Origin of the sequence: Pseudomonas sp. Y5-11 (genome assembly GCF_022368695.1) — a bacterium.
Classification (GTDB): Bacteria; Pseudomonadota; Gammaproteobacteria; order Pseudomonadales; family Pseudomonadaceae; genus Aquipseudomonas; species Aquipseudomonas parakoreensis.
Genome location: NZ_CP058974.1, coordinates 1,080,153 through 1,103,092, shown reverse-complemented (window position 1 = coordinate 1,103,092; position 22,940 = coordinate 1,080,153). Strand labels below are relative to the sequence as shown.

General features: G+C 62.4%; 20 protein-coding genes. 4 read left to right on the top strand and 16 right to left on the bottom strand.

What is annotated here, in order from left to right; translation table 11 throughout:
* Positions 1–88 precede the first annotated feature (88 nt).
* The 8 genes from HXW87_RS04905 to HXW87_RS04870 all read right to left on the bottom strand — a co-directional run bounded on the left by HXW87_RS04905 (position 89) and on the right by HXW87_RS04870 (position 6,793).
* On the bottom strand, positions 89–724 hold the full coding sequence (locus tag HXW87_RS04905) for a hypothetical protein (RefSeq protein ID WP_025113416.1): 636 nt from the start codon (positions 722–724) through the stop codon (positions 89–91).
* Between the two features lie 93 nt (positions 725–817).
* Positions 818–2,260 (bottom strand): efflux transporter outer membrane subunit, encoded by a 1,443-nt coding sequence (locus tag HXW87_RS04900; RefSeq protein ID WP_239778501.1) that lies wholly within the window; start codon positions 2,258–2,260, stop codon positions 818–820.
* Positions 2,257–3,144 carry an HlyD family secretion protein gene (locus HXW87_RS04895; RefSeq protein WP_047290744.1) on the bottom strand — a complete coding sequence of 296 codons (888 nt, stop codon included), beginning with the start codon at positions 3,142–3,144 and terminating at the stop codon, positions 2,257–2,259. The genes HXW87_RS04900 and HXW87_RS04895 overlap by 4 nt, the downstream gene beginning before the upstream one ends.
* Positions 3,141–3,350: a DUF1656 domain-containing protein gene (locus HXW87_RS04890; protein WP_007957657.1), complete on the bottom strand. Its 210-nt coding sequence runs from the start codon at positions 3,348–3,350 to the stop codon at positions 3,141–3,143. The genes HXW87_RS04895 and HXW87_RS04890 overlap by 4 nt, the downstream gene beginning before the upstream one ends.
* Positions 3,347–5,410, bottom strand: a complete 2,064-nt coding sequence (locus HXW87_RS04885; protein ID WP_121183020.1) for an FUSC family protein — start codon at positions 5,408–5,410, stop codon at positions 3,347–3,349. The genes HXW87_RS04890 and HXW87_RS04885 overlap by 4 nt, the downstream gene beginning before the upstream one ends.
* Positions 5,407–5,835 carry a MarR family transcriptional regulator gene (locus HXW87_RS04880; RefSeq protein WP_047290742.1) on the bottom strand — a complete coding sequence of 143 codons (429 nt, stop codon included), beginning with the start codon at positions 5,833–5,835 and terminating at the stop codon, positions 5,407–5,409. Before HXW87_RS04880 ends, HXW87_RS04885 begins: the two co-directional genes overlap by 4 nt.
* Before the next feature lie 137 nt (positions 5,836–5,972).
* Positions 5,973–6,218, bottom strand: a complete 246-nt coding sequence (locus tag HXW87_RS04875; RefSeq protein WP_131670839.1) for a DUF2789 domain-containing protein — start codon at positions 6,216–6,218, stop codon at positions 5,973–5,975.
* A 113-nt stretch (positions 6,219–6,331) separates the two neighbouring features.
* Complete coding sequence (locus tag HXW87_RS04870) at positions 6,332–6,793, bottom strand: YbaK/EbsC family protein (RefSeq protein ID WP_121183014.1); 462 nt, start codon at positions 6,791–6,793, stop codon at positions 6,332–6,334.
* Between the two features lie 174 nt (positions 6,794–6,967).
* Here HXW87_RS04870 and HXW87_RS04865 point away from each other — a divergent pair, with 174 nt between their 5' ends.
* Positions 6,968–7,498: an NfeD family protein gene (locus HXW87_RS04865; RefSeq protein WP_239778500.1), complete on the top strand. Its 531-nt coding sequence runs from the start codon at positions 6,968–6,970 to the stop codon at positions 7,496–7,498.
* A gap of 2 nt (positions 7,499–7,500) precedes the next feature.
* A complete protein-coding gene (locus HXW87_RS04860) occupies positions 7,501–8,259 on the top strand; it encodes a slipin family protein (protein WP_041070974.1) in 759 nt (252 codons plus the stop codon).
* Positions 8,260–8,339: 80 nt separating this feature from the next.
* Here HXW87_RS04860 and HXW87_RS04855 read toward each other — a convergent pair whose 3' ends face one another.
* The 7 genes from HXW87_RS04855 to HXW87_RS04825 all read right to left on the bottom strand — a co-directional run bounded on the left by HXW87_RS04855 (position 8,340) and on the right by HXW87_RS04825 (position 21,233).
* Positions 8,340–9,284, bottom strand: a complete 945-nt coding sequence (locus HXW87_RS04855; RefSeq protein ID WP_239778499.1) for a sulfotransferase family protein — start codon at positions 9,282–9,284, stop codon at positions 8,340–8,342.
* Positions 9,272–10,057 (bottom strand): aspartyl/asparaginyl beta-hydroxylase domain-containing protein, encoded by a 786-nt coding sequence (locus tag HXW87_RS04850; protein ID WP_239778498.1) that lies wholly within the window; start codon positions 10,055–10,057, stop codon positions 9,272–9,274. Before HXW87_RS04850 ends, HXW87_RS04855 begins: the two co-directional genes overlap by 13 nt.
* Positions 10,054–10,659, bottom strand: a complete 606-nt coding sequence (gene cysC / locus HXW87_RS04845) for an adenylyl-sulfate kinase (protein WP_239778497.1) — start codon at positions 10,657–10,659, stop codon at positions 10,054–10,056. Before cysC ends, HXW87_RS04850 begins: the two co-directional genes overlap by 4 nt.
* Positions 10,643–12,160 carry a TolC family protein gene (locus HXW87_RS04840; protein ID WP_047290735.1) on the bottom strand — a complete coding sequence of 506 codons (1,518 nt, stop codon included), beginning with the start codon at positions 12,158–12,160 and terminating at the stop codon, positions 10,643–10,645. Before HXW87_RS04840 ends, cysC begins: the two co-directional genes overlap by 17 nt.
* Positions 12,161–12,207: 47 nt before the next feature.
* A complete protein-coding gene (locus HXW87_RS04835; RefSeq protein ID WP_239778496.1) occupies positions 12,208–18,600 on the bottom strand; it encodes an Ig-like domain-containing protein in 6,393 nt (2,130 codons plus the stop codon).
* Between the two features lie 53 nt (positions 18,601–18,653).
* Positions 18,654–19,499: a sulfotransferase gene (locus HXW87_RS04830; RefSeq protein WP_047290731.1), complete on the bottom strand. Its 846-nt coding sequence runs from the start codon at positions 19,497–19,499 to the stop codon at positions 18,654–18,656.
* A 138-nt stretch (positions 19,500–19,637) separates the two neighbouring features.
* Positions 19,638–21,233, bottom strand: a complete 1,596-nt coding sequence (locus HXW87_RS04825; protein ID WP_047290730.1) for a glycosyltransferase family 39 protein — start codon at positions 21,231–21,233, stop codon at positions 19,638–19,640.
* A gap of 241 nt (positions 21,234–21,474) precedes the next feature.
* Between HXW87_RS04825 and HXW87_RS04820 the strand changes: the two genes are divergently transcribed.
* Positions 21,475–22,062 (top strand): tail fiber protein, encoded by a 588-nt coding sequence (locus HXW87_RS04820; protein ID WP_047290729.1) that lies wholly within the window; start codon positions 21,475–21,477, stop codon positions 22,060–22,062.
* Between the two features lie 56 nt (positions 22,063–22,118).
* Entirely contained in the window at positions 22,119–22,430 is a 312-nt protein-coding gene (locus tag HXW87_RS04815) for a hypothetical protein (RefSeq protein WP_047290728.1), read from the top strand.
* Between the two features lie 9 nt (positions 22,431–22,439).
* On the opposite strand, the gene HXW87_RS04810 is transcribed toward HXW87_RS04815, so the two are convergent.
* The gene (locus HXW87_RS04810; RefSeq protein ID WP_121183004.1) at positions 22,440–22,934 is read right to left on the bottom strand and encodes a GNAT family N-acetyltransferase; all 495 of its coding nucleotides are present in this window, start codon (positions 22,932–22,934) and stop codon (positions 22,440–22,442) included.
* Positions 22,935–22,940 lie beyond the last annotated feature (6 nt).

The following is a 22,940-nucleotide window of genomic DNA, read 5'->3' as shown; positions in this document are numbered from 1 at the left end:
CAAAAGCAAAAAGATCGCAGCCTTCGGCAGCTCCTACAGGGAACGCATTCCTTTGTAGGAGCTGCCGAAGGCTGCGATCTTTTGCTTTTCAGGAATACTGGACCTCGATCTCATCCAGTTGATGATCAAAGCTCTTCAACCGCGCCGTCCAGGTATACACCAGCACTTCAAAGTCGCGGTCGATCACCGCCCCGCCCGGCCCGTCGGCTCGGGGGTCGCAGAAATCCAGCTGATAGCGTTCGCGGGCCATGGCCGTGGCGACATCCGACAGTTCGCGGGCATTGTTGAGCCAGTGCCAGCCTTCATCGGCGATCTGCTTGTCGAGTTCCAGACACTGTTTTTTCAAGGCTTCGAGGCTTTTTTCCAGCGGCGTGCCGGTCAGTTCGCCCATGACTTCGGCGAAGGTGCGTCCCGGTTGCCAGTAGCTGCCCCAGAAGTAGCGATCGAACACGGTTTCGACCCGGCGCAGGGCGACTTTGGTGTCCCAGATCAGCACCAGGGTCTTGCCTTGTTCAAGTTGGCGTTTCTTGACCCGCTGCACCTGGATCGACGCCCAGGCCACGACGACAATTGCCATCACCGCGATCAACGCCGTGGCGCTGTCGAGGAAGACCATGGCCTTGTCGATCTGATGGGCCAGCATGATGCCGTAGAAATAGGTGGCCGACAGCAGCACCAGCGCTACCAGGGCGCACCAGAAGCCGAGAGCGTAAGGGTTTTTCATTATTGGTTTCCCCTAGACCAGCGCTAGCGATGTGCGCTGAAAGGGTGCGTTGCACGGGGCACCCTTTCAACACTTCAAAGCATAGCAACGGCTTCAGGGTTTGCTGGTGCTTGAGGCTTGCGTTCGTCCGCTTTCCCAGCCGCCACCCAGGGCGAGGAACAAATCGATCTGGCTCATGGCAACCTGGGTGTTGGCAGCGGCCAGTTGCGCGGTGACATCGGTGTAGGTGCGGGTCGCCTGCAGGTCGGCGAGGAACGACTCGCGCCCGGCCTGGAAGAAGCGATGGGTCTGGTCCGCTGCCAGTTTCGCCGACTGCTCGGCATCGGCCAGGGCGTCGCGGCGTTGCAGCAGTGCGCTGTACTGGGCCAGACCGGTCTGGGTTTCGCGGATGGCGTTGAGCACCACGCCGTCGAAATGCGCCAGCGCGCCCTGAGTGTTGGCTTCGGCTTCACGGATACGTGCGCGGGCGCCGTTGGTCGGCACCTTCCAGCTCAGCGACGGGCCAAAGCCCCAGCGGTTGGTCGATGGATCGCCAAGATCGGAAACGAAGCCGACGGTGCCGATGGTCGCGCCGATGCTGATGTCCGGGTACAGCTCACCGGTTGCAATGCCGATGCCGGCGGTCGCGGCGGCCAGACGACGCTCGGCCTGCCGCACATCAGGCCGACGCTTGAGCAGCGCTGCACCGTCGCCCACCGGCAACTGTTGGGCGATTTTCGGCAGTTCGGCACAGGTCGCGGTACCGGCAGGCAACTGGTCGACCGGTTTGGCCAGCAGCATCGACAGGCGGAACAATCCGGCCTGACGCGCCGCTTCGTAACGCGGCAGGTCAGCCCGCAAGGATTTGAATTGGGTTTGCGAACGGGTGACCTGGGTCTCGTCACCACGCCCGGCATCGCGCAAGCGCTGGATCAGCGTGGTGCTCTGCGATTGCAGGTCGAGGGAATGCTGAGCGATTTCCCGTTCTTCGTTGGCGGCACACACTTGGGTGTAGGCGCGAACCACGTCCGCCACCAGGGTGATGCGCGCGGTGTCGGCCGCCGCTTGCGTGGCATCGGCGTTGGCTTTCGCCGCTTCGATCCCGCGTTGCAGCGTGCCCCACAGATCGAACTGGTAAGACGCGCTGATACCGATGTCAGCGACGTTGGCCACCGGGACTTTTTCCGGCAGCAGGAACGCCTGTCCGGATTCCTGCAAGCGCTGCGCGCCCATCTTCACGCCGCCGCTCCAGCCACCGGCCGCTTCGGCTTCATCGACCTGGGCACGGGCCCGCGACAGGTTGGCCGCCGCCACGCGCAAATCCGTATTGGAAGCCATGGCCTGCTGCACCAGTTGATCCAGACGCGGGTCTTGATACAGCCGCCACCAGTCCGCCGGCACCGGCGCCGACACCACTGGTTTGCCGTCCACCGCCAGCTCGCCCTGAAAATCCTTGCGCTGCACCGCCGCGTCAGCGGGCAGATGATAGTCCGGTCCGACCATCTGACAGGCCGAGAGCATCAGGCCCAACCCGGCGATCATCAGGGCCCTGTTCATTGCGCGGGCTCCTGGGTTTTGTCGTCGATGATCGACACGGTCGCGGTCCGCCCGGCGATCATGCGGAAATCTGCCGGCACCTCGTCAAAGGCGATGCGCACCGGAATCCGTTGTGCCAGGCGCACCCAGCTGAACGCCGGGTTGACGTTGGGCAGCAGGTTGTTGCCGCTGGTGCGGTCGCGGTCTTCGATACCGGCGACGATGCTTTCGACATGCCCGCGCAGCCTGGCCTTGTCGCCGATCACACGGATATCCACCGACTGGCCGACATGAATACCGTCAAGTTTGGTTTCTTCGAAATAGCCGTCGATGTGGAACGAGTTGCTGTCGACCACCGACAATACCGGACGCCCGGCGGTGACGAATTCCTGCACTCGCGGCGCACGGTCGTTGACGTAACCGTCCACCGGGCTGCGGATCACCGAACGATCCAGATTGAGCTGCGCGCTGTCCACCGTCACCAGCGCTTCGGCCAGCGCCGATTGCGCCCGGGCGACTTTCGACTGGCTTTCTTCCAGTTGTTCGGCCGGCACCAGATTGCCCAGACCACGGTTACGCTTGGCTTCACGCTGCGCCTGGGCCAGGGTTTCTTCGCGATCGGCGACCGCCGCTTTAGCCTGACGCAGGGCCAGTTTGAAGCGGTCCTGGTCGATGCTGAACAGCACCTGGCCGCGTTTGATCAACTGGTTGTCCTTGACCTCGACCTGCTGGATCAGCCCGGACACGTCCGGGGCGATCTGAATAATGTCGGCGCGAATGTGGCCGTCACGGGTCCATGGCGCAAACATGTAATACATCACCATGCGCCAGACGAGGACGACGGCAAAAGTCACGATCAGCAGGGTCAGGACCACGCGACCGATAGTCAGAAACGGTTTTTTCATGTCATCAGGTATCGACTGAGTGAGTCCACGCCGTACAGCATCACGGCGTAGAGGGCCACGTTGAACAATGCCCGGTGCCAGACCAGACGGTAAAAGTGCAGGCGCGTGAGCACGCCATGCACCAGCACAAACAACACATAGGTGATGCCCATCAACACCAGCAGGGTCGGCAGGAAAATGCCGCTGATATCCAGATCACCAATCATAGGGGCGCTCCATCGGGCAGCGGTTCTTCGGCATCGCCCGTGCTGACAAATTCCACGCCGGGCAACAGCGCCAGGCGCAAACCGCTCAGGGCATGCAACAGGTTTAGCCGGGTTTCTTCGTCGCCGTGGCCTTTGAGCGCGCGGCGGGCGCGATCCATGGTCATCAGCAGCGGGCTCGGTGCCGGCAAGCGTTCGCCGGCCTTGAGGCAAGCGCGGAAATACTCGCCGACCTCGGCCACCACTTGCTGCAGCAGGGCCTTCGGCGCGCCGCTGACTCGTGGCGTGTAAGCCAGCAGATCGAGCAGGTTCAGGCCGACACGCACTTCACGCATGGCAATCCCGGTGTCCTGTCCGGTCATGGCCAGACGCGGCAAGTGCTGCATCAGACGATCGAGCAACTGCACGCCCAGATGCCGATGTTCGGCCAGATTGGCCGGCTCGGTCATGCGCACGATGTCTTTCCAGCTGAAGCGGGTCAGACGTTTGGCGGCCAGCTCGACGCCGAACGGGCGGGCGATCAGGGTCCAGATAAACGCGAACAACAGGCCCAGAGGGCCGGCCAGGTTGGAGTTCACAAAGGCGAAGAAGTCCGCGTCGTACGCGCCCTGAATGCTGATGAACGACGAGGTGTTGACCAGCGTCAGGAGCATGCCGAGGAAGAAGCGTGGCTGCACCGTCAGGGTGCCGACACAGATGAACGGAACCGCAAACGCCAGTACCAGCATCGGGAAATCGTGCAGGTTCGGCAGAATCAGGAACAGATAGAGACTGGCGAACAGCACCGACATCCCGGTCCAGAAAAAGAACCGGTAGATCTGTGGCGCCGGGTCGTCCATCGAGGCGAAGAAACTGCACGCTACCGCCGCCAGAATCACCGCACTGCCGCCGTCCGGCCAACCCAGCAGAATCCACAGCACCGAAGCGACGATGATCGCCAGAACGGTCGAGGCCACCGAATACAGCATCATCCCGCGGTCGAGAAATGGCGTCAGCCGCCCGAGGCGCCAGTGCCGGTAAACCGCGCGCCAGCTGTCCTGGCGCTCGCAGAGAATCGCGTCCTGCAAACTGCGGCAGTCCTGCCACAGATCGATGAATTCACCGAGGCGATAAATCGCGTTGGAGAACAGCAATTGCTTGCGATCTTCCAAGGCCTCGCAGTTTGGCTGCAGGGCCTGGAGTTGATCCTTGAGCGCCTGCCAGCGATCCAGATCGGCGTCTTTGTGACCGAGCCATTCCTGGGTCGCGGTCAGCAGCGGGGCAAACTTTTCCACCAGTTCCGGCGTGCGTCGCTCAAGGGCGTAGAGCGAGTCTTCCAGAGCGTCGATTACCGGCAGCAGGTGGATCATCCGCCCGCGCAGTTCCTTGGTGTTGCGCACGGTTTGCGGACGAGCGCCTTCGTGGGGCAACTGGCCGATCATCAATTCGAGGCTATTGAAATTGGCGACCATGGCCATGCGCAGCGTGGCGATCTGTTCAGGCTGCACGTCGCGGCTGAGAAACTTCAGGCTGTAGGTGGTGGCGTCGGCGAACCATTTACCCACTGCGTCGTTGAACACCGGCGCCAAGCGACGCGGCCAGAACATCGCGCCGACCACTGCCGCCACGGCGATACCGAGAAAAATCTCTTCGGTCCGCGCTTCCGCCACGTCCCACACCGCCAGCGGATTATCCACGGTCGGCAAGGCAATCAACGGCAGGGTGTAACCGGCCAGCATCAACGCGTAGTTGTTGGCGGTACGCAGGTGCAGCGACAGGAACAGCAAAATCCCCGTCCACAAGGCAATCACCACCACCAACACGTACGGACTCTGTACGAACATCGGCACGAACAGCACCGCCGCCGCCGCCCCGAGAAAGGTGCCGATGGCGCGGTACAGCGCCTTGGAACTGGTCGGGCCGAGAAACGGGCTGGAGACGATGTACACCGTGGCCATCGCCCAATACGGACGCGGCATTTGCATGAGCAAGGCGATGTACAGCGCAATCATCGACGCTGCAAAGGTGCGGACCCCGTAGAACCAGTCACGGGCAGGCGGGATGCCAGAGAAAAAACCGTTCAAGAATTAATCACCACAGGCGGATTGGCCGCCTCAAAAGCTCGCAGTACCCGAAGCGTAGCTTCCAGATCACTCTGGTCGATGCCTTCGAGCACTTCATGACGCAGACGCACCAGTTCGCTTTCCACCGCTTGCACCAGTTCACGGCCGGTGTCGGTCAGGCTCAGGCACTTGGCCCGACGATCCTGCGCATCTTCGGTGCGGCAGACGTAGCCGGCGTGGCACAACTGGTCGAGCAGGCGTACCAGCGACGGACTTTCCATCCCGGCTGCCTGCGCCACTTGCACCTGACGTACACCCTCGCCCAACCGCCCGATCATCAACAACGGCACGGCGCAGGCTTCGGAGATTCCATAGTTGACCAGCGTGGTCTGGCAGATCTTCCGCCAATGCCTGGCGGCCACCACCATGGCACTGCTGATGTTCATCTGGAGAGCGTCGAGGGAATTCGGCACGGGAAAATGCACACTGTTAGTTTGCTAACTATCAATATCGCATTGGCGGTGAATTTCAGTCAAGTTTTGAAACAAATCTTCTCTGCAGAGAATTTGGGTTTTACTCAGTCCTACAAAACCCGCCCCTTGCGCAACAACACATCCAGCTGATCCACCACCTCCGCCCAATCCGCATCATCAAGAATCTCGCCGCGCAAGAAATCCGCCTGACTTTTACTCCAGAAAAACGCGTCCGCCAGGTGCAGCTCGGGTTTGAGCGGTGAATGGGTGGCGATGAATTGGTCGATGCTGGTCGGGTCGTCGCCCAGTCCCAGTTGTTTGAACAGGGACGGCAGGCTGTGGGTGGGCTGCTCCATGGAGGACTCCTTCAAGAATTCGGTGGGTGGAGATTATTCGCGAGCAGGCACGCTCCCACAGGGGGAACTCGATCAACCTGCTCGCGAAGGCATCGGCAAAAACGCTACAAGTCCTACTGACTCAACTCCCGCACCTCGGCATGCGGCACCATTTTCAGAAACTCGGGCATGCTCATGTGCAGCAGGTAGTTGTGGTTGCCGGCTTCCAGGTAAATGTCTTTCTGCCGGGTCAGCAGCGGGTCGATGACCATGTCCAGGCCGTAGGAATCACCCAGCGGCGGCACCGCGCCGCGTTCGCAGTCATCGAAGATGTGCGCCAGGTTGCTTTCCCGGGTGATCTGCCATTCGCCGCGGCTGCGCACTTTGCTCAAATCCAGGTGCCGGCTGGCCGGCAGCACGGCCATCAGGTAATGCCCGTGGTGGTCGTCGAGAATCACCGACTTGGCCACGCGCTCGGCGGGCACCCCGGAAACCCGTGCGGTTTCCAGACTGCTGGCGGAGTGGCGGTGGGCCACGACGTCATATTCGCAATGCGCCCGGTTCAGGCTGCTTTGCACTTTTTTTGCCATACGCATGCTGCACCTCGGTGTCACGCGGAACGTTGTGCCTGTTCTGTTGAGTCTAGTTCGGCGAGGCTCAGGCGAAGGGAAATCCGCTCACTGGACACATCTGCTCATTGAGCAGAATTCATTCAGCGCCAGGCTCAACTAGACTTAAGGAAACACCCCCTGACTCTCCCGGAGGGTCACGTGAACAGCCGATGTTGTCTGTTTTTTCTGATACTGCTGGCCAGCGGCCCGGCCCTCGCGGCTGACGTCCCGCTGACGGCGGTCAATCCGGTCGGCCTGTGGCTGATCACCCTCGGCATTGCCTTTCTGATTGCCGAAGCCGCGCTGCCCAACTACGGGGTCATCGGCCTTGGCGGGATCATGATGTTCGTCATCGGCGCGCTGATCCTGAGCAACGCCGAGGTGCCGGTACCGATGATCATCGGCCTCGGCCTGCTTAGCGCCCTGCTGCTGATCGCCTTGATCGTCCGCGCCTTGAAAACCCGCCCCCGCCATACTGTCAGCGGCGATGCCGGGCTGGTCGGCAGCGTGACGGCGGTGACCACCGTGCAAGCGCAAAACGCCCACAACGGCTGGGTGCATTTGCAGGGTGAACACTGGCAAGTGCACAGCGCCACACCCTTGCACACCGGGCAATCGGTGCGCGTGGTCGGGCGTAAGGGCTTGTTGCTGAAAGTCGCCGCGACTGACGCGGTGCGACACGGAGAGTGATCATGGGTCTGCAAATCGGTTTTGTTGCACTGCTGCTGTTGGTGATTGCACTCGCCGGCTCGACCTTCCGCATCCTGCGCGAGTACGAGCGCGGCGTGGTGTTCCAGCTCGGGCGCTTCTGGCAGGTCAAAGGGCCGGGGCTGATCCTGTTGATACCGGTGGTGCAGCAAATGGTCCGGGTCGATCTGCGCACCGTGGTGCTCGACGTACCGCCGCAGGATGTGATCACCCGCGACAACGTCTCGGTGAAGGTCAATGCGGTGCTGTACTTCCGCGTGCTTGACCCGCAGAAGGCGATCATTCAGGTCGAAGACTTTCTTTCGGCCACCAGCCAACTGGCGCAGACCACCCTGCGCGCGGTGCTCGGCAAACATGAACTGGATGAACTGCTGGCCGAACGCGAGCAACTGAATATCGACATCCAGCAGGTGCTCGACGCCCAGACCGACGCCTGGGGCATCAAGGTCGCCAACGTCGAGATCAAGCACGTTGACCTCAACGAATCGATGGTCCGTGCCATCGCCAAACAGGCCGAAGCCGAACGTGAACGCCGGGCCAAGGTGATCCACGCCGAAGGCGAACTGCAGGCCTCGGAAAAACTCATGCAGGCCGCCGAAATGCTCGGCCGTCAGCCCGGCGCCATGCAGTTGCGCTACATGCAGACCTTGAGTTCGATTGCCGGCGACAAGAGCTCGACGATTGTCTTTCCCCTACCCATCGAGCTGCTCAAGGGGATGGCGGATCTGTCGGGAAAAACCTGACAGCAAAAGATCGCAGCCTGCGGCAGTTCCTGCATCGGTTATGCGTACACCCTGTAGGAGCTGCCGAAGGCTGCGATCTTTCAAGCGTTACGCAGCAATTCAAGATTCAGAAAGGCATCCTGGGCACATTGCCGAACCCGTTCGCGCAACCACGGCGAAGCCTCGCGACGCTTGTCTTCGCCATCGGCAACAAAGCGCTGGGACGGCTGCTTGGCATGCTGCATCGTCGCCGCCAACACCTGCTGCCGCTGCTCAACATTCAAACGAAAAAACTTCGCCAATCGTCCGGCCATGGCCTCGGGTAACTCGCTGTAGTTCACCAGCAGTCCGTCACCCTCACGGCAGTGCAGATACGCCGACGCCAGCAAGTGTCCAAGCCGTCGTGCGATGAAGTCTTCACTACCGGTAAACGGCAAACCATCGTCGAGCACACAATCACCAAGCATCCCCGGCACCATGTGCATCCCCGGACGACGCACGTGCGATACGGCGATTTCCAGCGGATCGCGATACACGAACAGCCACGGCGTGTCGGGAAAGCATGCCTGCAACAGCGGCCATTCGCCGATGTTCCAGGCATCGAGCTTGATCACCAGTCGCCGCTCGATACCGCGTCGACGTTGACCGTAGGCCGAGAGCAGTCCACTGATCGCTGCCCGCCGCTCGGCTTCGGGCAGCTCACCGCGCAAAAGTGCATCAAGCGGCGGTGGCTCCGAGACTACGATGTGGTCATCGAGCCGCGCGAGCATCTGGCTGATCAATGTCGAACCGCAACGCGAGGCGTGCAGGATAAAGGCACTCGGGGCCAACCCCGGGCTTTGCGCTTGCCACTCGGTCAGCACCGATAGCGGCGTCTGCCGGCGAAAAGCCTGATTGAACGGCAACCGCAGCGCTTCTTCGACGGCGTCACGAAAAAAAGGCTGATGCAGTGGTGTGTCAGCAAACCAGCACCAGTCCACTTGCCATTGCTCCGCCAGCGGCCAGATCCGGATCGGCAGCCAGCCGTCGAAGTTCAGCCTTTCCATTGTTCGTTCCATTGCCGACGACCGTTGCGCATCGCGGCGCGCAGTTCTTCGCGGGAGAATCGCAAGCCGTGTTCGGCGGCCAGCTCCAGAGTGCGCTCGATGAATATTTCGGGGTCCGTCATGTGCTGCAGAGTCGCCGCCAACGCTGCATCACCTGCAACCAGTCGCTGGAATCGCTGTAACGCCGAATCGGCCGATTGCGGTGCAGGGGTGTCGCGCAAACCTTCGGCGATCTTCTGCGTGAGCCAGGCCCCGGGCCGGCAGTCGAGCACCAGATGAATCCGCGCGCAGGTATCGAAGTTATCCACCCGATGCGCACGAGCAAGATCGAGAAACCAGCACTCCCCCGCCGACATCGGCACGCGTTGACCCTCGAGCCAGAAGTCCACGGCGGGCGGGCTGAGCAGTGGAATGTGCAGGCGCAGATCGGCTTCCGGGCCCTCCAGATCGTAATCACGGTGCTCATGAATCCGCCCGCCCGGCCCCAGTCGCAGCAGGCGTGCGCTGACGATATCCAGCGCCAGCTCACGTAGCCCCAACCGCCAGCGTTCATCGCGCAGCCAGGGCGTGCGCTGCACTGTTTCACCGCGTCCGGGCGATAACTCGGTCGGGGCATCGGCGGCCGAAATCAGTGCCACGCCGCTCCAGTCGCCCGTGAAGTAATCGGTGTTGAAGTGTCCGCGCCAAGCCTCTTCGGCAATCGCCTGCAGCGCCTGCAACAGCAGCGGCAAGTCCACCGCCACCGGCAGACGTGAACAGACCGGGCGGCTCATGCCTTGGGCAACACCGCGCATTCGCCAAGCCAGCTCAGCAGCCGGTCCAGACAGGCATCCACGGTCTGCACGCCGGTGTCGAGCACCAGCGAGGCCTGCGCGGGCGGCTCGTACGGTGCCGAAACCCCGGTGAAACCGGCCATCTCGCCACGCCGTGCGCGGGCGTAATGACCCTTCGGATCACGCTGTTCGCACACCGTCAGCGATGCGCTGCACCAGACCTCCCGATAGTCCGCAACCAAACGCTGGGCGAACACCTCTCGCAGTTCCAGCAACGGCGCGATCATCGCCAGAATCACGATCTGCCCGTTTTCCACCAGCAGCGCTGCCAGCTCGCTGGCACGGCGGATGTTCTCCAGGCGATCGGCGTCGCCAAATCCCAGATCGCGGTTGAGCCCGACCCGCAAGCCGTCGCCATCGAGCACCACGCTCTGCACTCCACGGGCAAACAACTCGGCGTGCAGCGCTTGGGCCAGCGTCGATTTGCCCGCCGCCGGCAGACCGGTGAGCAAAATCGCCGCACCGCGATGGCCGTTGCGGGCCTCGCGTTGCCTGCGACTGATGCTGGCGACGGGCGCCTGCAGATTATTTGGCAGCAGCATGCGCCACCACTGGCACCGAAATATCCCCCGACGCCCACGCCGATTCCCGGTTAGCCAACGCCGTGGCGATCGACTGCACTTCGGTGGATTGCACTTGATCCGGAAGCGGATCGAGGCCGGCGCTGGCGAAGATCTGCCCATAGGCATTGCGCAGATCGGCATACGACAGATCACGGCGCAGATCCGCTTGCAGGTTGTTCAGTTCGCCCTGAATCAACTCCAGCTCGCCGATGCCGGCGGCCTGGTGCCGATTGCGCAACTGACCGACGATCTGCCCGTCGATGTCCGACAGTTGCTGGTTGGTCTTGAACTGACGCAGCGCCTCTTGATAGTTGGCATTGGCCACATACAGCTGCGCCAGCACCGCGATCGACATCGCCTGACGGCGTGCGGTGGCGACTTCTTCGCCGGCCTTGGCCACATCGATGGCTGCCGGGGCAGAGATCACATTGAACAGGTTCCAGGTGACTTTCACCCCATAGTCGGCCCAGCGATCGTTCACCAGAAACGAGTTGCTGTCGTAGTGTCCGCCGGCGGAAAACTCCAGGCCCGGCAACATGCGCAACATCGCCTTGCGGGTTTCAGCAGCACTGATCCGGGTCTGGTAATCCTGCTCGCGCAGTTCCGGACGGCTGGTCAGGGCTTCCTGCTCCAGCCTGGAAATATCGACCTTGAGTTCCGGGATCTGATAACCGTCGTCAGTGGCCAGCGTCAGGTTGGTGCCCAGCGGCAGATTGATCAGGGTCGCCAGTTCGGTTTTCGCCAGCGACAACGCCCGGCGTTGCTCTTCCAGTTGCCGGGTCGCTTCGATCAACGAACGCTGGTAACCGAGGGACTGCACCGGATCACCGATGCGCTGCTCGCTCATGCTTTCGCTGTTGCGCCGGGCGGTGTCGACCCGGGCCATCAGGCTGTCGATCTGTTTGAGCAGACGTTCGGCCGCCATCGCCCGCCAATAAGCCGAGCGCACGTCCTGAACGATGGTGTTGATCACTTTGCGCCGGCGTTCCTGAACGATCAGGCGCTGGTCGCCCTGTTGCTTGGCGTTGATGTAGCTGACGCCGAAATCGAGGACGTTCCAGACCATGGTCAGGTCGGCGACGTTGCGGTCGCGGTCCTGGGAGGTCGACGGTTCCAGGGACTGGGTGCCGGTGCGTACGCTCTGGCTGCTGGAGGCGCTGACATTGTTGCGTCCGACGTAACCGGCATCCAGCGCCATGCGTGGCAGCATGTCGAAGCTGGCGAGGTCGAGCTGCCGCTTGGCCAGCGCTTCCTCCATGATTTTCAAGCGCCCTTCGAGGTTGTATTTCACCGCGCGGGCCATGGCCTGGTGCAGGGTCAGCGGACCGCTCAGCGGTTCCTGACCCTTGTACATGCTTTGCAGGTCGGCTTTGGCCCGTTGTTCGCTGACACTGCGTTCGATCGGTTCACTGGTGACTGCACATCCGCTGATTGCCAGCGCCAGCAGGCTGGCGCCGAACAATTTTTGACTTTTCTTCATCCCTGCATCGCCCCTGGGTGCTGCGCATATTGAGTTGTTGTGTGTTATCAGGCCTGCATTTCGCTGATACCGACCTGTTGCAGAGCCGCCGCCAGGTTGTCGACCCGGTGCTGCTCGCTGTCCTTGATCTGTTGCAGTTGCTGGCCCAGGGTCGGTGCGCCGAACACACCGCGCAGGCCCTGGGAAATATCGCCGCCCGTGATCGAATGACGGTCGAAGGCATTCAGCGAATCGCGCTCTGCGGCGCTGTCCTGATGGAACAGGCTCGACAGCGTACTGCTGCCGAACACCCCGCCATCGCCACCGCCAAACCCGAGGAAGCCATGGCCGGAACCATCGCCGCCGCTGTCGCTGCTGGTGAAAACCTGGGCGATGAAGCTCGGGCTCAGGGCGCCGTGGTTGATGAAAATGTCACCCAGCGGACGGATGCCGTTGCCGATCACCCGTTGTTCGAACAACGGCGCGAAGGTCAGCGGTGAGCCGAGGTCGCCGGTGGGCGGTGTGAAGATGAGCGGTTGCAGCGGGACGTTCGGCGCCGGTGGTGGCACGACGGGGTCGCTGCTGCGGAACTCCGGATCCGGCGGCACCACCACCAACGGCGAGGTCGGTGTCACCGGCGGTACGACCACCGGCACCGTATTGATCACGTAGTTCCCGGACTGAGTGATCCCGCTGCCGCTGTTGCCCGACTGGTCACTGACCCCGGCCGTGTTGATGCTGATTGCATTGCTGGCGCTGTTGACGTTGGCGGTCGGCGTCAAGGTCGCCGTCCAGGTCTTGCCACCGTCGCTGCTGCTCAGGTTGGACAGGGTGGCATTGGCCACGCTGAGGTCCGCCAGATCAAAACCGCTGACCGCTTCGTTGAAGGTGATGATCACCTGTGAAGTCTGGCCGACACCCAGATTCGGGTTGGCAACCACGACCGTGGCGGTCGGGCGCTCGCTGTCGAGGGCGTAGTTGTTCGACACCGCCACGGTGCTGCCGGCGTTGCCCGCCAGGTCGGTGACGTTGCTGGTGTCCAGCGCGATGAAGTTGCTCGGGTCGGTCACGTTCGCGGTCGGGGTGAAGGTCGCGGTCCAGGTCTTGCCGCCATCGCTGCTGCTCAGGTTGCTCAGGTCGCCATTGGTCACGCTCAGGTCGGACAGGTCGAAATTACTCACCGCCTCGCTGAAGGTGAAGGTCACCGTGGTGGTCTGGCCGATGCCCAGATGCGGATTGGCAACCACAATGTCAACCGTCGGCCGGGTTGCATCGAGGATGTAGTTGTTGGAGATGGCGATGCTCGCGCCGAGGTTGCCGGCCAGATCCTGGACGCCGGCGGTGTCGATCAGGATCAGGTTGGTCGGGTCGTTGACGTTAGCCGTTGGCGTGAAGGTCGCGGTCCAGGTCACACCGCCGTCGCTGCTGGTCAGGTTCGACAGCGCACCGTTGGCGACGCTGATATCCCCCAGATCGAACCCGATCACCGCTTCGCTGAACGTGATGGTCACGGTGGTGGTTTCACCGATGCCCAGGCGATTGTCGGCGACCACGATGGTGGCGGTCGGCAGCGCGGTGTCGATGGCGAAGTTGTTGGAGTCGGTGATGCCGATACCGCTATTGCCTGAGACGTTGGTCACTCCGGCATTGCTCAGGCTGATCAGGTTGGTCGCGTCAGTGACATTGGCGGTCGGGGTGAAGGTCGCCGTCCAGGTGACACCGCCGTCGCTGCTGCTGACATTGCTCAGCGTGCCGTTGGCGATGGTCAGGTCGCTGTTGTCGAAACCGCTGACCGCTTCGCTGAAGGTGATGGTCACCAGCGAGGTTTCCCCGGCCTTGAGCGAAGTGTCGGCAACCACGATGGTGGCAGTCGGCACCTGAGTCTGCACCTGATAGTTGGCGGAGCTGGTGGTGCCGGTGCCGGTGTTGCCGGCCAGGTCGGTAATACCGGTGTTGTTCAGGACAATCAGGTTGGTGAGGTCGGTGATGCCGATATTCGGCGTGAACGTGGCCGTCCATGTAATGCCGCCGTCGCTCGACAAAACGTTGCTCAGTGTGCCGTTGGCAACGCTCAGGTCGGAATTGTCGAATCCGGTCACGGCCTCGCTGAAGGTGATGGTCACCAGTGCGGTTTCTCCGGGACGCAGGTCACTGTCAGTCATGACAATGGTCGCCGTCGGACGCTGACTGTCGACCGCATAGTTGTTGGAATCGGTGGTGCCGCTGCCGGCGTTGCCCGCCAGATCGGCGATGCCGGTATTGTCCAGCGTGATCAGGTTGGTGGTGTCGGTGATGCCTGCCGCCGGAGTAAAAGTAGCCGTCCAGGTGATACCGCCATCGCTGCTGCTCACCGCGCTCAGCGTACCGTTGGCGATGGTCAGGTCGGCGTTGGTGAAACCGGAGACCGCTTCGCTGAAGGTGATGGTCACCAGACTGGTCTGGCCGACGCCGAGCGCGGTGTCGGCGACCACGACAGTGGCGGTCGGGCGCAGGGTGTCGATCGAGTAATTGTTGGAATCGGTGGTGCCGCTGCCGGCATTGCCCGACAGGTTTTGAACACCGGAATTGTCCAGCGTAATCAGGTTGGTGGCGTCGGTGATGTTGGTGGTCGGTGTGAACGTTGCCGTCCAGGTAATGCCGCCGTCGCTGCTGCCCACCGCCGATAACGTGCCGTTGGCGATGGTCAGATCGGCATTGGTGAAACCGGTCACCGCTTCGCTGAAGGTGATGGTTACCAGCGAGGTTTCGCCGACTTTCAGCGAGTTGTCGGCAACGATGATGGTCGCGGTCGGCAGCACGGTGTCGATGGTGTAATTGTTGGAGTTGGTGGTGCCGCTGCCGGCGTTACCCGCGAGGTCGGCGATGCCGGTGTTGGCCAGCGTGATCAGGTTGCTCGCGTCGTTGACGCCCACGTTCGGGGTGAACGTCGCCGTCCAGGTGATGCCGCCATCGCTGCTGCTCACCGCCGTCAACGTACCGTTGGCGATGGTCAGGTCGGCGTTGGTGAAACCGCTCACCGCTTCGCTGAACGTGATGGTCACCAGCGAGGTTTCGCCGGCCGTAAGGTTGCTGTCGGCGACCACGATGGTCGCGGTCGGGCGCTGGGTGTCAATGGCGTAGTTGTTGGAATCGGTGGTGCCGCTGCCAGCGTTGCCCGCCAGGTCGGCAATGCCGGTGTTGTCCAGAGTGATCAGGTTGGTGATGTCGGTGATGCTGGCGCTCGGGGTGAACGTCGCGGTCCAGGTGATGCCGCCATCGCTGCTGCTCACCGCACTCAGCGTGCCGTTGGCAATGGTCAGGTCGGCGTTGGTGAAGCCGGTCACCGCTTCGCTGAAGGTGATGGTCACCAGCGAGGTTTCGCCGATTCGCAGGTTGTTGTCGGCCATCACGATGGTCGCGGTCGGGCGCACAGTATCGATGGCGTAGTTGTTGGAGTCAGTGGTCCCGCTGCCGGCGTTGCCGTTCTGATCCGCGATGCCGGTGTTGTTCAGGGTGATCAGGTTGGTCGCGTCGGTGATGCTGGCGGTCGGCGTGAAGGTCGCCGTCCAGGTAATGCCGCCGTCGCTGCTGCTGACCGCTGTCAAGGTGCCGTTGGCAATCGTCAGGTCGGCGTTGGTGAAACCGGTGACCGCTTCGCTGAAGGTGATGGTCACCAGCGAGGTTTCACCGATCCGCAGGTTGTTGTCGGCCACCACAATGGTCGCGGTCGGCCGCGCAGTGTCGATGGCGTAGTTATTGGAATTGGTGGTGCCGCTGCCGGCATTGCCAGCCAGATCGACGACCCCGGTGTTATCCAGGGTGAGCAGGTTAGTGGTGTCGGTGATGTTGCTGGTCGGGGTGAGCGTGGCGGTCCAGGTGATGCCGCCGTCACTGCTGCTCAGACCACTCAGGGTGCCGTTGGCTACGGTAAGGTCGGCGGTGGTGAAGCCGCTGACCGCTTCGCTGAAGGTGATGGTCACCAGCGAGGTTTCACCGGCCGCCAAATTGGTGTCGGCCACCACAATGGTCGCGGTCGGGCGCTGGGTATCGATCACGTAGTTGGCCGAATCCGTCGTGCCGCTGCCGGCGTTGCCAGCGAGGTCGGCGATACCGGTGTTGTCCAGGGTGATCAGGTTGGTGGTGTCGGTGATGCTGGCGGTCGGAGTGAAGGTTCCTGTCCAGGTGATGCCACCGTCGCTGCTGCTCACCGCGCTCAGCGTACCGTTGGCGATGGTCAGGTCGGCGTTGGTGAAACCGGTCACGGCTTCACTGAAGGTGAAAGTCACCAGCGAGGTATCGCCGATCTTCAACGCCGTATCGGACATCACGATGGTCACGGTCGGGCGCGCGGTATCAATCGCGTAGTTGACGGAGCTGGTGGTGCCGACGCCCGCCACGCCGTCGCTGATCGCAGTCACCCCGGTGTTGTCGAGGGTGATCAGGTTGGTGGCGTCGGTGATGTTATTGGTCGGGGTGAAGGTCGCGGTCCAGGTCAGGCCGCCGTCGCTGCTGCTCACCGCTGTCAGCGTGCCGTTGGCAATGGTCAGGTCGGCGTTGGTGAAACCGCTCACCGCCCGGCTGAAGGTAATGGTCACCAGCGAGGTTTCGCCGATTTTCAACGCCGTATCCGACATCACGATGGTTGCGGTGGGTGGTTCCACATAAGCGGTATTGAGTGTGCCGCCATTGTTGTAGATCGCCGCGAAAGCCAATGGTACAGAGCCCGTCACGCCGCCGCCCAGTTCTGCGCCGCCGGCGCCGCTGCCGGCCGCGTTGCCGCTGATGGCGCTGAAGTTGGCGGCGGTGATCAGCACCGTACCGCCCTGGTTCCAGATCGCGCCGACACCTCGTCCGCCGTCGCCGCCATTGAGGTTATTGCTGCCCTGGCCGCTACCGCCGCCGCCACCGCCGCCCGCGCCGATGTTGTTGCTGATGACCGACGTCCCGACGATTTTAAGAGTCCCGGTCGAGGCGTTGTAAATACCGCCAGCAGCATTGCCGCCTGCGCCGCCGACCTTGTCCCAACCGGCCCCGCCACCGCCGCCGCCGATGGAAATCGTGCCGTTGTTGGCCGTGCCGCCATTGCCACCGTTGCTGTAGTAGGAAACGCCCAACCCGCCGGCACCACCGGTGCTGCTGCCACCGCGACCGCCCATGTGCGTCGCATCGTAGCCGCCGCCGTAACCGCCGACGCCGCCGCTGCCGGCCTGCCCGCCGAGGGTGCCGGTGCCCGGCCCGGCCGTGCCGCCATGACCGCCGCCCTGACCACCGAGGCCACCGCCACCGCCGCCGCCACCGCCGTAGTATGTCCCGGTGACCCCACCGCCACCGCCACCGCCGGCCGCCGCGTTACCCGTTACCGAAACGTTATTCAGGGTCAGGATGCCGGCGTTGAAAATCCCCCCGCCCATGGCGCCGGTTGCGCCGTAGCCGCCATTGCCGCCGTTGCCCGAGACCAGTCCGCGAGTAATGACCAGACCATCGAGTGTCACCGTACTGCTAGAGGTGATTTCCACCACCCGGGTCCGGTACTGGCCATCGAGGGTGACGTCCGCCACCCCGTCGTTGTTCAGGTCGCCATCAACGGTGATGTTCTTGTTGATCAGCAATTCCGAGGTGAGCTGCACCGTCATGCCGCTGCTGAAGGTCACGATGTCGCCGTTCTGCGCCGACGCCAGCGCTGCGCGCAGCGAGCCGACCCCGGTGTTCGCGTTGTTGGTGGCGGTCCACGTGGCGAGGCCCCACTGATACTCACTCATCGACAGGGTCGACAGCACGTTGGCGCTCTCGATCTTGCCCGTGGCGATTTCCAGATCCCAGTCGCCGCCCACGCCGGTGCGGTTGTTCGAGGCGGCTACATCGCGGCCGGTCAATTGTGCCAGCGAGTCGACGAAGCTCAGGCCGCGGTCGCCCTCGGCGGTGTAGCAGCCGTAAATGAGGATGTCGCCGCCAACGTTCATGTCCTTGCCGATGTCCGCCAGCAGCACACTGCGCTGCGCAACGTTGTCGGCCGACAGATAGCTGTTGCCGAGCCACAGGTCACCGGCGTTGCCGTGAGCGATGATCTGCACCGAGCTGACGCCCGAATGCTGGTCGAGATAATCGGCGATCTGCTGCAAACCGTCTTTGCTTGCATCGAGCTTGACCACTTGCGCGCCGGGGGCGACGCCTTTGAGCAGGCTGTCGGCATCCTTGACCCGGGCATCGACGAACACCACGCTCTGGCCCGGTACGGCAACAGGGCTGGCAGCCGGCGTGGCATCGGCCTGGCCGTGGGTGTCTTTGCTGGCCACCGGATGATCGGCCGTCGGCGCCTTGGCCGCATCGGCTGCAGGATGGCTGTCGGCCTGGGCGGCGGCGTCAGCGACCGTGGCCGCGACGGCACCGTCGAACAGCATGCGCGGTTCCAGCGACATGATCAGCGGCGCAGCCAGCGTCCGTTGGCCTTCGGTTACCCGCGACTTTTGTTTGCTCCACCACATGTTGCTCACCCGGACTCGAACAGTTGTAAACGCATCAATGAAAAACGCCGCGATCAACTGATCGCGGCGTCGGACTTCATACGAATCACATTGGCAGCACTGGCTGAGCCATCGAGCCAAAAGGACAGATCGGCGTATTGCTTGAACAGGTCCGGCGGCAGAATCGTGCGCCGGGACTGCAGGGCAACCTTGGGTTTGACCTTGTGCAAGCCGGCCACACCCAGCGCCTGGTCGAACGCCGGCGCGTCATAGGCCAGGTGTTCGAAATCGTGCTCGAACCAGGGCTCGCCAATGAAGTCGTAGACCAGCCGCAGCACGCGCTCCGGGGCCTGGGTCAACAAGTCGTAATCGACGATCAGCAGCGAATCGGCGTGCTCGCCGTAATAGGCTTCCTTGAGTGCCGCCCAGGCAAAACCGACCAGACGATTGCGCTGGGCCAGGGTTTCGCAGCGGCTGTAGACGGTGTTGCGCTCGACAGCATCGCCGAACAGCTTGGTGTTTTCATAAGGGTTGGCGCGGTACAACCGTTCCAGGCTGTCCATCACCCAGGCGACGTTGCGCACGCAGGCAATGACTTTGGCTTTGGGGAACAGATCGCTGATGGCCGGCAGGCGCGAACTCCACTGCCGGTTGGTGTCGAACACCACCGGTTTGTCAGCCTTGTCGGCGTAGTAGGCATCGAACAGTCCGCGCAGCAGGCGCCGGCGCATGTCGGTGTCGATCACCGCGCCGAATTCGCTGCCGGCGCTGCATTGTTCAAGGACACCGGAAAACAGCGCGCCGACCGGGCTGGTCATGCCGGCATGAAAGCGCGGGTTCTGCAGAAGAATCGCAGAAAGCAGGGTGGAACCTGAGCGCGGCAAGCCGGAGATAAAGTGGAACTGCTGCAATCCCTTCACCCTACTTTGTAAGTCCTTTTGTCCGACGAGCGTAGTCCAACAATACCCTTTCGACTAGTAGTGTTTTGATATCAAAATAGAGCAAAACGGACTATGAAAGCCCGTTTTAATCGCGAAAAAAATGGTGAAGCGTTTAAGTCATTTCTCCGTCGTCCCGTTATCAGTGGTCAACGAAAAAAGTCGCGCATTTGCGCCACCGGCATGGGTCTGATCACGCAGTTGCCAAGTCGTCGGCAAGGGTCGGAATGGGTCAGGCACGTCCACGTCCAGATCGCCGATCAACCAGACCCGGGCACTGCCCTTGGGCAGGTCATCGAGTCGGTCCAGGTAGACCTCCTCGGACACCAGGGTGCCGAAACCGTAGTGATTCGGACGCGTCGAACGGCCATCGGCAGCGGGCGGGGTATACAGCCGCACCTGAGCGTCAGTGCGGTTGTAGTAGACGTAACTGAGGTACCAGAGCATGTCGCTGGTGACGATCCGGTCACCGCTGACGAAATGCCGGTTGATGTAATCGACCATGACGTTGAACTGATCGTGCGGGTCGACCGTGGCGTTGGTGTTCACACCCACCAACTCAACCCCGACCCATGCCACCAGGATCGTCACTGCCAGCACACGAGTGCGGCGGTACAACCGGTCAATGGCCAGCGCCGCCAGCATCGGCAACCCCAGCGCATAGGCTGTCAGGTAACGTTCGATGAACACCGGGCTGATGAACGACACCGCGAACACCAGCAACAACGGCATACCGGTGTAAAGCGCCAGCAAGACGCTGCCATGGTTCACGCTGCGGTCGCGGGCCACGGCCACGCCCGCCAGCGCCAGCAGGGCCAGCGGTACGCCGCAGAACAGCAGCAACGGGAGATGCTCGCCGTCGTCCTGGATCAACCAGAGCCAGATCATCGACGGCAGCGAGGACAGGGTCACCGGATCTTCCCAACCCACATCGCCACCGACCTTGAGTTCTTCCATGTGTTGCGTCAGATCAAGCAGGTTCGGCAACCACGGCAGGTAGAGCACGACGATGGCCAGATTGGCCAGCCACCAGTCCTTGCGCTGGATATGCCGCAGGCGATAACCCGGCAGCAGGCGAATCAGCCCCAGATACAGCCAATGGCTCAGCGCGGCCAGCACTGCAAAGTAGTGGGTGTACAACGCGGCGCTCATCAGCAATGCATAGATCAGCAGATACCGGCGGCGCTGCGGGCGCCTGACCCAGCAGATCAGCGCCAGTGTGGTAGCGATCAGGAGCAGGCCGAGCAGCGAGTACATGCGCACTTCCTGGCTGTAGCGCACCGCCGTCGGCAGCAACGCCAGCAGCACCCCGGCGATGATCGCGGCGCGGCGGGTGGCCAGGCGATCGACCAGGCAGACACCCAGCCCGACCGTGGCGATGCCGGCCACAGCGCTGAGGCTGCGAATCGACAGGATGCCTTCACCGAATAACCCGATCCAGCCGTGCAGCAGCATGAAATACAACGGCGGATGCACGTCGAACGCCGCGTGTTCCCAGATACCACTGAGCGAATAGTTCGCCAGCAGCAGGCTTGAGCCTTCGTCGCCCCAGATCGCGGCAGCGGTCAGGTCATAAAAACGCACCACCGTCGCCAGCAACAGAATCGGTATCAGCCACTGCTGGCGAGCCCAGCGCCATAGACGCCGGACACCGGCGTTCGGTGCGGCAAACGGGTCCTGGGTATCCCCCAGCGGAGTCTCGCGACGCGCTTCCATCAACCTTCCCTTACAGATTTACCGAGTCACAACCAGCATCACTCATTGCGCACACTGTAGGCCAGAGGCGAAGTCGACGCGCGGCCATGACGACGTCCGGCAAGTCCGCTGATCCGGGTCTACGCTACGGCGTGGCGTGACCTGCCCGCGCAAATGCAAGGCGTCAGCACAGCCTGTGGACCTGCCCTGCAACCAGGCTACCGCGCGGCGCGCCGACCACATAACAGAAGGATGAGGAACCATGGAAGTCTTTATGGGTACGATTCAACCGTTCGCCTTCAACTTCGCCCCCAGTGGCTGGGCCTTGTGCAACGGACAAATCCTGGGCATCTCGCAATACCAGGCATTGTTCGCCTTGCTGGGCACCTTCTACGGCGGCAACGGCACGACCAATTTTCAGTTGCCCAACCTGCAAGGTCGGGTGCCCGTGGCACAGGGTACCGGACAGGGCCTGACGCCGCGTGTCATCGGTGAGGTGTATGGCACGGAAAACGTCACCGCCACGATCGCCAACATGCCCAACCACACCCACGCGATGACCGGCCTTTCCGCCAACACCGCCCTGCAACTGGCGGTGCCTGCAAGCAATCCGGCGACCGTGCCCACCGCGACCAATTCGTACATCGGCGCTTCCGGCGGCGGCCCTGGCTCGGCGAACATCTATTCCGATGCCCAAGGTGCCACACCGGTTCCCATCAAAGGCCTGACCACCACGGTCACCGGGGACATTTCCTCCACGGGCGGCAGTCAGCCGTTATCCATCGTCAACCCCTCTCTGGTCGTCAACTTCAGCGTTGCCCTGAACGGGATATTCCCTTCGCGCAACTGATCATGCGTCGGGGGCCTCACGGCCCCCGGCCGTTCTTTTTTCAACGGAGTCAGATCATGCTGCAAGCGGTTCAGATCCAACACGTCCAGCCGTTGCTCGGACAGCAAAGCACGCTGCACCTGCCAGATGGCACGGCATTGCCGATTCAGATCGAGCATCTTGATGAGGTTCCAGCGGCGAAAACCCGCTACAGCGAGCGCATGCCGTTCTGCCTCGAATTCAACAGCCTGGTGCCGACCGGGTTCGTCGACGGCCTGTGCGCACTGGAGCTGCCGGAACTCGGGCGAGTGGAAGATATTTTCGTGTCGCGAGTGCCGGCGATGGGGCGGGATCCGCAACTGGGTTACTTCTGCATGTCCTTCAACTGAAATCCCGCCTCACTGCGGATACCACACCAGCCGTTCCGCCGCCGGATTGCGTTCTTCCACCGCAAATCCCAACGCCAGATAGTGTTGCCGTGCGTGGGGGTTGTTGGCCCAGACCACCGTTGCCACCGGGCAACGAACCTGCTGCGCGGCCTTTTGCACGCCTTGCAACACCGCGCGGCCGTACCCCTTGCCCCGCGCCTGGGGAATGAAGGCGATGTACAACACGCGGATTTCATTGGGGCCGAAGTCGGTGCTCAGCGCCCCGATGGCCGTGCCGAGTTTTTCCACGACGTAGTGCAGGGCGTTGGGATGGTTTTCAGCCACGCCCTGTTCCTGCACCTGAAATTGCTGGGCGATCACTTGCTGCACCACTTCCTGCTCGCCGTCGATCCATTGCAGATCCGGGCGCGCCGACTGATAGAGGCGGTGCAAAAATGGCTCGTCGGTGGCCCGCGCAGGTCGCACCACCAATCCGTCTGCCGCCACACCCGCGTTGCTCGCCATGTTCAC